Origin of the sequence: Paraprevotella xylaniphila YIT 11841 (assembly GCF_900683745.1) — a bacterium.
Classification (GTDB): domain Bacteria; phylum Bacteroidota; class Bacteroidia; order Bacteroidales; family Bacteroidaceae; genus Paraprevotella; species Paraprevotella xylaniphila.
Window position 1 is genome coordinate 2,583,825 of sequence record NZ_LR215980.1, and the last position, 12,722, is coordinate 2,596,546.

At 48.5% G+C, this 12,722-nt stretch carries 12 protein-coding genes; 10 read left to right on the plus strand and 2 right to left on the minus strand.

What is annotated here, in order from left to right; translation table 11 throughout:
• The first annotated feature begins 88 nt into the window (after positions 1-88).
• The 8 genes from E0E47_RS10985 (at position 89) to E0E47_RS11020 (ending at position 8,157) form a co-directional block, all read left to right on the plus strand.
• On the plus strand, positions 89-1,618 hold the full coding sequence (locus E0E47_RS10985) for a GH3 auxin-responsive promoter family protein (protein ID WP_130893683.1): 1,530 nt from the start codon (positions 89-91) through the stop codon (positions 1,616-1,618).
• A gap of 20 nt (positions 1,619-1,638) precedes the next feature.
• A complete protein-coding gene (locus E0E47_RS10990) occupies positions 1,639-3,567 on the plus strand; it encodes an Ig-like domain-containing domain (RefSeq protein ID WP_130893684.1) in 1,929 nt (642 codons plus the stop codon).
• 12 nt (positions 3,568-3,579) lie between these two features.
• Positions 3,580-4,398 carry a DUF3108 domain-containing protein gene (locus E0E47_RS10995; protein ID WP_130893685.1) on the plus strand — a complete coding sequence of 273 codons (819 nt, stop codon included), beginning with the start codon at positions 3,580-3,582 and terminating at the stop codon, positions 4,396-4,398.
• A 385-nt stretch (positions 4,399-4,783) separates the two neighbouring features.
• Positions 4,784-5,107: a hypothetical protein gene (locus E0E47_RS11000; protein WP_130893686.1), complete on the plus strand. Its 324-nt coding sequence runs from the start codon at positions 4,784-4,786 to the stop codon at positions 5,105-5,107.
• Positions 5,108-5,111: 4 nt separating this feature from the next.
• Positions 5,112-5,474 carry a hypothetical protein gene (locus tag E0E47_RS11005; RefSeq protein WP_130893687.1) on the plus strand — a complete coding sequence of 121 codons (363 nt, stop codon included), beginning with the start codon at positions 5,112-5,114 and terminating at the stop codon, positions 5,472-5,474.
• Positions 5,475-5,485: 11 nt separating this feature from the next.
• The gene (locus tag E0E47_RS11010) at positions 5,486-5,794 is read left to right on the plus strand and encodes a hypothetical protein (protein WP_130893688.1); all 309 of its coding nucleotides are present in this window, start codon (positions 5,486-5,488) and stop codon (positions 5,792-5,794) included.
• A 7-nt stretch (positions 5,795-5,801) separates the two neighbouring features.
• Positions 5,802-6,179: a hypothetical protein gene (locus E0E47_RS11015; RefSeq protein ID WP_130893689.1), complete on the plus strand. Its 378-nt coding sequence runs from the start codon at positions 5,802-5,804 to the stop codon at positions 6,177-6,179.
• A gap of 214 nt (positions 6,180-6,393) precedes the next feature.
• Positions 6,394-8,157, plus strand: a complete 1,764-nt coding sequence (locus E0E47_RS11020; protein ID WP_130893690.1) for a hypothetical protein — start codon at positions 6,394-6,396, stop codon at positions 8,155-8,157.
• A gap of 27 nt (positions 8,158-8,184) precedes the next feature.
• On the opposite strand, the gene E0E47_RS11025 is transcribed toward E0E47_RS11020, so the two are convergent.
• Positions 8,185-8,787 carry a nitroreductase family protein gene (locus E0E47_RS11025; protein ID WP_130893691.1) on the minus strand — a complete coding sequence of 201 codons (603 nt, stop codon included), beginning with the start codon at positions 8,785-8,787 and terminating at the stop codon, positions 8,185-8,187.
• Positions 8,784-9,404, minus strand: a complete 621-nt coding sequence (locus E0E47_RS11030) for a Crp/Fnr family transcriptional regulator (protein WP_232038416.1) — start codon at positions 9,402-9,404, stop codon at positions 8,784-8,786. The genes E0E47_RS11025 and E0E47_RS11030 overlap by 4 nt, the downstream gene beginning before the upstream one ends.
• 218 nt (positions 9,405-9,622) lie before the next feature.
• On the opposite strand from E0E47_RS11030, the gene E0E47_RS11040 reads away from it, so the two are divergent.
• Together E0E47_RS11040 and xylA are read left to right on the plus strand one after the other, a co-directional pair.
• Positions 9,623-11,161 (plus strand): xylulokinase, encoded by a 1,539-nt coding sequence (locus tag E0E47_RS11040; protein ID WP_130893694.1) that lies wholly within the window; start codon positions 9,623-9,625, stop codon positions 11,159-11,161.
• Positions 11,162-11,217: 56 nt separating this feature from the next.
• On the plus strand, positions 11,218-12,534 hold the full coding sequence (xylA, locus tag E0E47_RS11045) for a xylose isomerase (protein ID WP_130893695.1): 1,317 nt from the start codon (positions 11,218-11,220) through the stop codon (positions 12,532-12,534).
• Positions 12,535-12,722: the final 188 nt, after the last annotated feature.

Consider the following 12,722-nt stretch of genomic DNA (forward strand, 5'->3'; position numbering starts at 1 on the left):
GTCCATTAAAATCTGTATAAAGTTCGTTATTCTGATAACTTTAAGTTATTTTTGCAAGAGAATAAAATGATTCCTGCGGAAATACGACATGAATAAGACGAAGTTAGTCAGCTGCTTTCTTTCAGGCAGACGAAAAAGCATATCCAAATATGAAAACCAAACGGAAGAACTGCAATTAAACGTTCTTCATAAACTCATCTGTCAAGCTATTCATACGGAATGGGGACAAACACATGGATTTGCACAAGTCAAAGACTATGATTCCTTTACGAAAACCTCTCCGGTAAACACTTACGAGGAACTCAAAAGTTACATCGACCGTATGCGGCACGGGGAAAAAGACGTATTATGGAGCGGACAGGTCCGGTGGTATGCCAAATCATCCGGCACAACCAATGACAAAAGCAAATTCATTCCCGTCAGCAAAGAATGCCTGCAAGACACGCATTACCGTGGCGGGACGGATGCCGTAGCCTTATATCTGGGGCAGAATCCCCGGAGCAGGATGTTCGACGGCAAAGCATTGATACTCGGAGGAAGCCATTCGCCCAATTACAACCTCCCCCATAGCCTGGTAGGAGATTTGAGTGCCATATTAATCGAAAACGCCAGTCCGTTCGTCAACTATTTCCGCATTCCCTCCAAAAAAGTCGCATTATTGGGCGATTTTGAAGAGAAACGCGAAAGGATAGCCCAAGCTGCCATCAGAGAAAACGTGACGAACCTGAGCGGAGTTCCGTCGTGGATGTTGTCCGTATTGACTCGTGTCATGGACATTTCCGGCAAAACCCACCTGGAAGACGTATGGCCGGGCATCGAGGTCTTCTTCCACGGAGGCGTAGCCTTTACCCCCTACCGCGAACAATACCGGCAACTCGTCACTGCATCCGACATGCATTACATGGAAACGTACAATGCCAGCGAAGGGTTCTTCGGGCTACAAAACGATTTGCAAGACCGGTCCATGCTCCTGATGATAGACTACGGAGTGTTCTATGAATTCATCCCGATGGACGAAATAGATAAAGAAAATCCCCAAATCGTGCCACTTTGGGGAGTGGAAACCGGCAAGAACTACGCCATGGTCATCAGCACCTCGGCCGGTTTGTGGAGGTACATGATTGGCGATACCGTAAAATTCACGCAAAAGAACCCTTATAAGTTCATTATTACCGGACGTACGAAATTCTTTATCAACGCTTTCGGAGAAGAGTTAATCGTAGACAATGCCGAAAATGGATTGAAAGCGGCATGTGAAGCCACCGGTGCGCAAATACGGGAATATACGGCAGCCCCCGTCTACATGGATGCCCACGGCAAATGCCGCCACCAGTGGCTGATAGAATTTGCGAAAGAACCGGAATCGCTCACAGATTTCGCACACATCCTGGATTTGAAACTGCAAGAAATCAACTCCGACTATGAGGCCAAACGTTACAAGGACATCACCCTGCAGCATCTGGAAATTATCCCGGCGCGTAAGAACCTCTTCGACGACTGGCTGAAATCCAAAGGCAAGTTGGGAGGGCAGCATAAGATTCCGCGCCTGAGCAACACGCGCACATACATCGACGAAATGTTATCCATGAATGCCCCCGCAAAACCGGAAAATCTTTAAAAACCAAAAAGAAGCATAATATGCAAAAAAGACTCACACCATACCCCCTCATCGCCCTCCTCTGCATTCTCGTCTTAGCTGCTTGCGCCAGCATCGGAAGCCCGGACGGAGGTGCCTATGATGAAACCCCTCCCAAAGTGGTCAAATGCCAACCGGCCAACATGTCGGTAAACAACCGGGAAAAGAAACTGACACTCACGTTCGACGAGTTTATCGTGCTTGAGAATGCTTCGGAAAAGGTCGTGGTATCCCCACCGCAGAAGGAAATGCCGGAAATCAGGACTTCGGGGAAGAGGATACACATAACCCTGAACGACAGTCTGAAAAAGAACACGACTTATACGGTAGACTTCTCCGATGCCATCGTAGACAACAATGAGGGGAATCCCATGGGTAACTTTACATACGCTTTCTCCACCGGTGCGGAAATCGATACGATGGAAGTCTCCGGTACATTGTTGGAAGCCGAAAACCTTGAGCCTATCAAAGGAATGCTAGTGGGACTGTATGCCGATTTAGCCGATAGTGCCTTTACGACACAATCCTTCACTCGCGTCTCCCGCACCAACAGCCGCGGGCAATTCACCATCAAAGGCGTCGCACCGGGAAAATATCGTATCTACGGCCTGCAGGATATGGACGGAGATTTCCGCTTCAGCCAAAAAGCCGAAAAGATTGCTTTCGACTCCGTCATCATCGAACCTACATGTGCTCCCGATACGCGTCAGGACACGGTTTGGATAGACAGCACGCACATCGACACCGTCAAGACCATACCTTACACCCACTTCTATCCGGACAATGTCATTCTCCGGGGATTCACGGAAGACTATCAGGATTTGCATCTTCTAAAGACCGAACGTCCTATCCCGGAAATGTTCACCCTCTATTTCACAGGCCCGTCAGATACCATTCCGACTTTGAAAGGACTGAATTTCGAGGGAGTGGAAAATATGGTATTGGAACGTTCCCTGCACAATGACACGCTGACTTATTGGATCACCGACACCACGGTGGCCTATAAAGACACGCTCACTTTCAGCCTGACTTACTTAGATACCGACACATTGGGACAGTTGGCCTACCGTACGGATACGCTCGACCTGATTCCCAAGATTACCCATGCACGCCAAGCAAAAGAACGGCAAAAGAAAATCGAAGAGTGGGAAGACCAACAAAAAAAGGCCAAACGCCGACAAAAGGAAAAGTATGTCGCCAAGCCCAACCCTTTCCTACGCGAAGACCTCACTTATAAAATGCAGCCGAGCGGCGGTATCGCTCCTACCCAAAACATCAAGTTCACATTTGCCGAACCTGTTGCCGGAATAGACACCACCGCACTGCGTTTCTACAAACAAAGAGACAGCTTATGGCTTGAAGAGCCTTACCTATTCCTTCCGGTGGAGGGAGACATGCGCAGCTACATGCTGTACGCGGAATGGCATCCCGGAGACAAATACAAGTTCGAAGCGGACAGCAATGCCGTAAAAAGCATCTTGGGTAAAGTGAGCACGGCCATAAAAAAAGAAATCCCCGTAACTCCGGAAGAAGAATTCAGTTCGCTGTTCATCCGCCTCATCCTGCCGGACACGGCTGCCTACGTACAACTCATGGACAACAGCGACAAGGTGGTACGGAGCGCCAAAGCCGTAAACAACCGCGCAGACTTCTTCTATCTGAAACCGGGCGAATACTACCTGCGCCTTTTCATAGACCGGAACAACGACGGGAAATGGACCACCGGCGACTATGCCGCCAACCGCCAACCGGAGGAAGTCTTCTACTTCCCTAAGTCTTTGACCCTCAGGGCACGTTGGGAGGTGGAACAAGACTGGGACGTGAGAGGCATTCCGTTGAACAAACAAAAGCCGGAAGCCATCACCAAACAAAAGCCGGATGCAGAAAAGAAAATCAAACAACGCAATGCGGAAAGAGAACGAAACAGATAAAAACAAGAAACCATGAAGAAAATAATAATGCTGATATGCCTGCTCCATGTATGGGCGGCATCTTTCACCCCCTCCCAGGCCCAATGCCCGGGAGAAAACGTGGCCTTTACAGACGGAGAAGACCTGTCCTATAAGCTCTACTTTAATTGGAAATTCATTTGGGTGACGGTGGGCAGTGCCAACATGAACATCAAACACACGACCCACCAAGGACAAGACATGCACCGCTGCCATCTCATCACACGCGGGAACAAAATGGCAGACCGGCTTTTCGTGCTCCGCGACACGCTCGTCAGCATTGTCGACGACCAACTCGTACCTTATTATTACCGTAAAGGAGCCTTGGAAGGCGACCGCTACACGGTGGACGAAGCCTGGTACAGCTACCCCAACGGGCAAAGCCACGTGAAACTCCGCTTCAAAAGCCACAAGGATGAAATCACACGGAAAGAAGAGGAATATAAGGAATGCGTGCATGACATGCTGAGCATGATGCTCTATGCCCGCTCTTTCGATGCTTCCGACTACAAAGTAGGCCAGAAAATCAAATTCCCGATGGTGGACAATGGAAAGATAGAAGGACAAACGTTGATTTACCGGGGCAAGAAAACATTCAAGATGGAAGAAAGCAAGACCAAATACCGCTGCCTCGTATTCTCATTCGTGGAATACGAGGACGGAAAAGAAGAAGAGGTCGTCACATTCTACATCACCGACGACAAGAACCACTTGCCTGTCCGTCTGGACATGTACCTGCGTTTCGGAAGTGCCAAAGCTTTCCTGACGGAAGCCAAAGGGGTACGCAACCCGCAAACGTCCATCATCAAGTAAACAGCAAAGAGATATTATTAGTTTTCTGTAAATTACTAAATTCTATAATTTATATTTTAAACGACATGCCATAAAATCCAGTAATTCAACCATGTTGTTACATCAAAACAAAAACATGTAACAACAGAAAAAATATTATTTCAACATATCCATTAACTTTGCCCACACAATGACCTGATAAAATTACAAAGACGATGGATATATTAAAACATGGTATTTTAGGCTTATTATTATCTTACTTGCTTTTGGCTTGCCGCCAATCGAAAACAAGACAGTCCAACGTAACCCATAATGAAACTTTTAGTATCATCCAACAAACAAACGGCAATAAACCGTTCTGCATAACCTTGGTAGACTCTACACAAGTCCTGTAACAAAATAAGGCATGAAAGGTCTGAAAATTCAAATCAACGACAAAATACCCGTTGTGGTCGCAGCAGAGAATTTTTCTTTTGTTCTGCTTGATACAGCGATGAGACCGGACGACATGGGTTATATCTATGCACATGGACTTGACTACTCCAACAGTTACCATTGGCTCAGTGTCGTTCCGCACCAAGGAGACAAAGTGAAAATCCAAATCGTGGAAACCTCAACCCCGTCTCCCCCTCTAAAAATTGAGAAACAAGACCGTAAAGAGATGTTGGCACGCTACGCACAACTCAAAAAAGAGTTGGAAGAAAAAGGTTTAATCACAGAAGAAGACTGAAACAATGAAAGGATTGATTATAAAAAGCACCACTTGGAACGGTGAGACCTGTAAAATAGGTATGCCAGACGGTGGAGTCGGAATCGCGGTCAATGCCATGGAACGAGACAAATATTGCTATTGGAGCATCGGAGGTTACAACCCCAAAGAAGAAAAGCATTGGATTTGGAAAGGAGGTGAATTGCATGTGGGAGACACAATAGACATAGAGTTTGCGGAGTTCGATGAGGCGACACCACCTGTACTCAAAAAGCCCCATGCCTGTCCAAATCCTCAAGAAAAGGATGATTCTCCTGAGATTTGGCAATTCAAGTTAAAGACTTACCAGAAACTTAAAAAAGTTTTGGAAGACGAAGGGTTAATATAAAGACTATTACTATGATAGGAGCAGAAATCATTTTTAACGAAAAAGAAACCGTCATTATCGGCACTTACAATTTTGCTTACATCTTCGTATCATGCGGAAGCAAAACCGGTGACTGGATGGTGGCAGCCGGTAGCAGCTTCAAAGAGAGGTATACTTGGATGGACCGCCCTTTGCAAATAGGAGATAAAATCAAAATACGCATCGTAGAAACGGAGCAAACATCACAACCACTTATCACTCAACAAAGTGACAGGAAAAAGATGAAAGCACGCTACGAGCAGCTTAAAGATGAGTTGAAAGAAAAAGGACTTATAAAATAAAGGAAGAATGAAAGGTTTTGTCATAAAAAGCAGTACATGGGGCAATCAAACCCACAAAGTCGGTTTGCCTGAAGGATGTACCATTTCCTTTGAGTTTTCCCATTGGTGGGGAGCGATATGGTGTCCGTCCGGATATACCAACGAAAGCGAGAATTGGAGTTGGCACGGAGGAGACATCCATGTGGGGGATGAAGTAGAAATAGAAGTCGTAGAAATCACACCTGAAGAAGTCGATGCCCCATCGCACGTCATACGGGAAAAGGAGTGTACTATCTCCCCTACGAACGAAAATGAAGATGACTCGGAGATTTGGGAACAGAAATTATATGATTATTGCCAATATAAGAAGATTTTGGAGGACGAAGGGTTAATAAAGAAAGAATAACACAACGTCTGTACATACAAGAATGAAATACAGAAACCATATCTGGCCATTAATGTGCATGGCGGCCTTATGTATTTTGGCCGCCTGCACAAAAACCCCGTTGGAACAAGCCTTGATACAAGCCGGGAAGAACCGCAAGGAACTCGAAAAAGTACTGGAATATTATCAAAACGACAGCTTAAAACTACGGGCAGCCCAGTTCCTGATAGAGAATATGCCCTATCATTATTCCTATCAAGGAGAAGAATTGAAGAAGTATTACCAATACTTTGAACGTTTCTCCGTAAGCGCATGGAGGGGTCCTACTTTCGTACGTGACTCCATCATCCAAAAAGATGGAAAATTCAATCTCAAAGCATTGGATACTGTTTACGACATATCTTCCGTGAAAGCAGATTATCTGATACACAATATAGACTTTTCTTTCAAGGTATGGCGCGAACAGCCTTGGGGCAAATATGTAACGTTCGAAAACTTTCTGGAATATATTCTGCCATACCGAATCGGCAATGAAGAACTGATGGAATGGCGTGAGGAAATATACAAACGATACAACCCGATGTTGGATAGTATTCGAAACACACCGTACGGAAGCGATATCCGGGCCGTAACTCAGGTGCTGATGGATTCCCTTTCAAATGCCCCCATCTTCTTCACCGGCATATTTCCAGATGGTCCCAACGTCGGTCCCAATTTGGTGAAATGGCGTGCCGGAAATTGCCGAGAACTAACAGATTTGGTTGTATATGTATTTCGAGCATTGGGGCTACCAGGTGGTTGCGATAAAATGTTGGTACGGGGAGATAAGAATGTACCCCATTATTGGAATTTCATTTTAGATGAGAACGACAGTACCTACTTCACATCCATCGGACAAAATTCCAAGAATTTAGAAAAGGCTGAGACTTATTGGGATCCAAAAGGCAAAGTTTATAGGGAAACGTTCAGCCTGAACCGGAACATTCAACAAGATTTGAAGTTCGATATGCCGAATGTACCTAAAAATTTCCGCAAGCCATTAATGCGTGATGTGACAGCTATTTACGCAAATAAAATTAACCACCAGTTACGAATCAGTGCTGATAGCCTTACCGTCAAGCCTCAGGATGGAGAAACAGTCTATTTATGTATGAGTTCACAAATGCACTGGTTGCCCGTTGCGTATGGACGTTTTAAACACGATACCATACGCATTGACAATGTCGAAGGATCTGTCATTTTCAAACTGGCTGTATGCAGGAATCAAAAACCCCTTTTTATTTCCTTGCCATTTCTACTCGAAAAGTATAGCGGTAACATACGTTTCTTTCGACCTTCTGGTAAAAAACACTCCATCACTTTATTACAAAAATTTAAAGAGGACTTCCAAGCCCATATGGTAGGAGGCGTATTCGAGGCAAGCAATCACCCGAATTTCAGAGGGAAGGACACAATCCACATCATTACTGAACGCCCTCCACGTTTAATCACTACCGTCCGACTTCCCAAAAGCAAACCATACCGTTATGTCCGATATTACGGTCCTCCAACACGCCATTGCAATATTTCAGAACTGGCGTTCTATCAATCAGCGTCAGACACCTCCGCATTACAAGGCATACTGATAAGCCCCCCGGGGGCAGTAGCCGGAAATATCGTTAACCAATTCCGAAATGTATTTGATGGCGACCCGTATACATCCATGGATTACCGTGAGCCGTCAGGCGGTTGGGCCGGATTGGATTTCGGCCACCCTGTACAGATTCAAAAAATAACCTTTTCTCCACGCAACCGAGACAATTTTATCCGTAAAGGAGACCTATATGAATTATTCTACGCCCAAACAAACGGTTGGGAGTCTTTAGGAAAACAAACCGCAACATCGGACTCCTTATCTTATAATGCCCCCGAAGGGGCATTACTCTATCTTCGTAACCATTCACGTGGAAATGATGAACGAATCTTTGAGATGGAAAATGGAAAACAACGATTATGGTAAATACATGCCACCGTAGAAGTCCCATCCTCAACGGAAAACCTTCATGCGCTTGTCCACGTCCCCAAAATCCTTATCTCCAGGTTCGCCGGTCGGGACCCCGAAAGGCATTTCAGCTATCAGCATCCAATCTTCAGGCAACTCCCATGTACGACGGACTTCCTCGTCTATCAAAGGATTATAATGCTGAAGGGAAGCTCCCAATCCCCGCTCTTCCAACATCGCCCAAATGGCAAACTGGTGCATTGCAGAAGTATGCTGGGACCACGTCGGAAAATTATCCTTGTAAGAAGGAAAAGCATCCTGCAACCCTCTTACCACAGACATGTCTTCAAAATATAACACCGTACCATGGCCACTGGCAAAACAACCGTCAATCTTAGCCTCCGTCTTGGCAAAAGCCTCGGCCGGAATACGCGCTTTCAAGGTATCTTTCACGATTTCCCAAAGTTTTTGGTGCTCGTCGCCCAACAACAACACGATTCTCGTCGATTGTGAGTTGAATGCCGACGGAACGTGTTTCACTGCCTGGCGGACTACACGCATGAGTTCTTCGTCCGACACGGGTGAACTGCTTCCTATGGAGTAATAACTACGGCGATGCTCCAACGCCTCTTCAAATGTACTTTTCATTCTTCTTCTGTTTTTTGAATATAACCTAATTTCTTCCCTGCCACATTCGACACCGCTGAACGTACCCGGCTCAACGACTCGGGGGTCATCAGCAGGTAAGACGCCATGTCGTTGACCGAGGCCCTGCCTGCCACCGTGGGGAATTCCCGCAAAAAGCGTTCGTAACGTTCGCGGGCCGACTCGAAACGCCATGAATCGGCTTTCACCTGATGCAGGATCAGATTGTTTTCCAAGAAATGGCGCAACCATTCGGCAATGCCTTTATATGACAAGGAAAGCTCCACCAGTCCTGTATAAGGTATGAGGCACAATTCGCTGTTCTCCAATGCTTCCATCATCAGGTGCGACGGCTTGTTCTTGAAAATGCTTTCGATGCAATAAGCGATGTTGCCCTCGCACGTGAAATGCTCCGTGATTTCACGCCCGTTCTTGAAATAGAACTGGCGCAACAACCCCTTGCACACGTACACCATATAATGGCATATCTGCCCGTCTTCCACCACCATCTGTTTCTTCCGGACTTTCCGTACGACCAGAATATCCGACAACGCCCGGCGTTCCCCGTCGGACAATGTGGCAAAAGACGGTATCTTGTCTGCGGTCAAACCCTTTTCCATATCCAACTCTGCATCTTTACAATCCGTATGACGAAGATACGTTTTTTTCATTCAAGTACAAAACGCCCGAAGCCCATAAATCTGATATAAATCAGAAAAACCGCTTTTCCCGCCACGGCACAAGATTTTTTTAACCTCCGCACGAACCGCCGACGGGAAAACTCACTTATATTTGCACCTATCAACAATACCGTAAAACAAAAAACACATCTATTGTTATGTATTTGATAGGATATGACATAGGCAGCTCTTCGGTCAAGGCTTGTGTGGTGGACGCACAAACCGGAAAGACGTTGGGCACAGCCTTTTACCCCAAGCAAGAAGCTCCCATCTTGAGCCTGAAGGCCGGATGGGCGGAACAAGAACCCGAATCATGGTGGAACTACCTGAAAAGCGCCACGGCCGAAGCCATGGCCGCTGCCGCCGGAAAGGCCGGTCAACCGGTCGCTGTCCTGAAAGAAGGACTGGCCGCCATCGGCATCAGTTACCAGATGCACGGCCTGGTATGCGTGGACCGTGGACAGGAAGCCCTGCGCCCGGCCATCATCTGGTGCGACTCCCGGGCTGTCCCCTACGGGCAAAAAGCCATGGAAACGTTAGGCACGGACTTCTGCCTCGGGCACCTGCTGAACTCGCCGGGCAACTTCACGGCCAGCAAACTGGCATGGGTGAAGGAACACGAACCGGAAATATATGAGAAGATAGACAAAATCATGCTGCCCGGCGACTACATCGCCATGCGGCTGACGGGTACGGCCTGCACCACGGTATCCGGACTCTCGGAAGGCATGTTCTGGGACTTCAAGAACAACTGCGTCTGCAAGGAGCTGATGGAATACTACGGCTTCGGCATGGACCTGATTCCCGAAATACGCCCCACCTTCAGCGAGCAGGGACGGGTGACGGAGGCCGTGGCCGGAGAATTAGGCATCAAGGCCGGCATACCCGTGACCTACCGTGCGGGCGACCAACCGAACAACGCCCTTTCGCTCAACGTGTTCAATCCCGGTGAAATTGCCTCTACGGCAGGCACCTCGGGCGTGGTATATGGAGTGAACGGGACGGTGAATTACGACCCGCTCTCGCGTGTCAACACTTTCGCCCACGTCAACCACGCCGCAGGGACTTACAACCGCACGGCATTCCCCGACACGGAACAGACGCGCCTCGGCGTATTGCTCTGCATCAACGGCACCGGCATCCTGAATTCATGGGTGCGCCGCAACATCGTGCCCGAAGGATGCAGCTACGAGGAGATGAACCGCATGGCCGAGAGCGTGCCCGTGGGCAGCGAAGGACTCAGCATCATTCCTTTCGGCAACGGAGCCGAGCGTGTCATGCAAAACAAGGAAACAGGCTGCGCCATACATGGTATCAATTTCAACATCCATAACCGCAACCACATCGTGCGCGCCGCCCAGGAAGGCATTGTCTTCTCTTTCCGCTACGGCATCGACGTGATGAAAGGCATGGGCATGGAGGTGGACAAGATACACGCCGGACAGGCCAACATGTTCCTCAGCCCCCTCTTCCGCGACACGTTGGCCGGAGTGACGGGGGCCGTCATCGAGCTGTATGAGACCGACGGTTCCGTAGGCGCGGCCAAGGGAGCGGGCATCGGAGCCGGCATCTACAAAGACAACCGCGAAGCGTTCGCCTCGCTCGAGCGGCTGAAAGTCATCGAACCGGACACCGCCCTCGGGCCGGTCTACGAAGAGGCTTACCAACGTTGGTTAGGCGTGCTACGCAGCATGTAACAAATACATCAAACTCAAAATTAATTTCATAAACCTTTTTTTAAAACCAAAAAATTATGGCACAGAAAGAGTATTTTCCGGGCATCGGAAAGATTAAGTTCGAAGGAAAAGAGAGCAAGAACCCATTGGCTTACCGCTACTATGATGCCGAAAAGGTCATCATGGGCAAGAAGATGAAAGACTGGTTGAAGTTTGCCATGGCTTGGTGGCACACCCTTTGCGCAGAAGGCGGCGACCAGTTCGGCGGCGGCACGAAGACCTTCCCCTGGAACGAGGGCACGGATGCCTTGGCCATCGCCAAGCAAAAGGCCGATGCCGGTTTTGAAATCATGGAGAAACTGGGTATCGAATATTTCTGCTTCCACGACGTGGACCTCATCTCCGAAGGCAATTCCATCGAGGAATATGAAGCCAACATGAAGGCCATCGTGGCTTATATCAAGGAAAAAATGCAGGCCACGGGTATCAAGAACCTTTGGGGCACGGCCAACGTATTCGGACACGAACGCTATATGAACGGTGCGGCCACCAACCCGGATTTCAACGTGGTGGCACGCGCAGCCGTGCAAATCAAGAACGCCATCGATGCCACCATCGAACTGGGCGGCACGAACTACGTGTTTTGGGGCGGGCGCGAAGGCTACATGAGCCTGCTGAACACCGACATGAAGCGTGAAAAGGAACATCTGGCACAGATGCTGAAGGCAGCCCGCGACTATGCCCGCGCCAAAGGCTTCAAAGGCACGTTCCTCATCGAGCCGAAACCGATGGAACCGACCAAGCACCAGTACGACGTGGACACGGAAACCGTCATCGGCTTCCTCCGTGCGCACGGCTTGGAGAAGGACTTCAAGGTGAACATCGAGGTGAACCATGCCACACTGGCCGGACACACGTTCGAACACGAACTGGCTTGTGCCGTAGACGCAGGCATGTTGGGCTCCATCGATGCCAACCGTGGCGACTACCAGAACGGATGGGATACCGACCAGTTCCCCATCGACAACTACGAACTCATCCAAGCCATGATGCAAATCATCCGCAACGGCGGCTTTGGCAACGGCGGTACGAACTTCGACGCCAAGACCCGTCGTAACTCTACCGACTTGGAAGACATCTTCATCGCCCACATCGCCGGTATGGATGCCATGGCACGTGCCTTGGAGAACGCCGCCGAACTGTTGGAGAAATCACCTATCAAACAAATGGTAGCCGACCGTTATGCCAGCTTCGATGCCGGCAAGGGCAAGGAGTTCGAAGAAGGCAAGCTTTCGCTCGAAGACGTAGTGGCATACGCCAAGACTCAAGGCGAACCGGCCCAGACCAGTGGTAAGCAGGAACTCTACGAAGCCATCGTGAATATGTATTGCTAACCCCCGTCCGGGATTTTCCCGCAAACGGACGTTCCACGCGGATGGTTGCCCTGCACCATAGGGCAGCCGTCCGTGCGTTTTTTGCCCTTACCCAACGAAACGCCTAAGCTTTCATTTTGGCCATTATACGCCCATAGCACTGTGCAAAATGATAGTTTTCAGGCGTTTTATCCGTATGGAAAGGATAG

Bases quoted from the DNA above. Each gene is read 5' to 3' on its own strand.
- E0E47_RS10985 (WP_130893683.1), top strand. From the start codon at position 89: ATGAATAAGACGAAGTTAGTCAGCTGCTTTCTTTCAGGCAGACGAAAA.
- E0E47_RS10990 (WP_130893684.1), top strand. From the start codon at position 1,639: ATGCAAAAAAGACTCACACCATACCCCCTCATCGCCCTCCTCTGCATT.
- E0E47_RS10995 (WP_130893685.1), top strand. From the start codon at position 3,580: ATGAAGAAAATAATAATGCTGATATGCCTGCTCCATGTATGGGCGGCA.
- E0E47_RS11000 (WP_130893686.1), top strand. From the start codon at position 4,784: ATGAAAGGTCTGAAAATTCAAATCAACGACAAAATACCCGTTGTGGTC.
- E0E47_RS11005 (WP_130893687.1), top strand. From the start codon at position 5,112: ATGAAAGGATTGATTATAAAAAGCACCACTTGGAACGGTGAGACCTGT.
- E0E47_RS11010 (WP_130893688.1), top strand. From the start codon at position 5,486: ATGATAGGAGCAGAAATCATTTTTAACGAAAAAGAAACCGTCATTATC.
- E0E47_RS11015 (WP_130893689.1), top strand. From the start codon at position 5,802: ATGAAAGGTTTTGTCATAAAAAGCAGTACATGGGGCAATCAAACCCAC.
- E0E47_RS11020 (WP_130893690.1), top strand. From the start codon at position 6,394: ATGCCCTATCATTATTCCTATCAAGGAGAAGAATTGAAGAAGTATTAC.
- E0E47_RS11025 (WP_130893691.1), bottom strand. From the start codon at position 8,787: ATGAAAAGTACATTTGAAGAGGCGTTGGAGCATCGCCGTAGTTATTAC.
- E0E47_RS11030 (WP_232038416.1), bottom strand. From the start codon at position 9,404: ATGGAAAAGGGTTTGACCGCAGACAAGATACCGTCTTTTGCCACATTG.
- E0E47_RS11040 (WP_130893694.1), top strand. From the start codon at position 9,623: ATGTATTTGATAGGATATGACATAGGCAGCTCTTCGGTCAAGGCTTGT.
- xylA (WP_130893695.1), top strand. From the start codon at position 11,218: ATGGCACAGAAAGAGTATTTTCCGGGCATCGGAAAGATTAAGTTCGAA.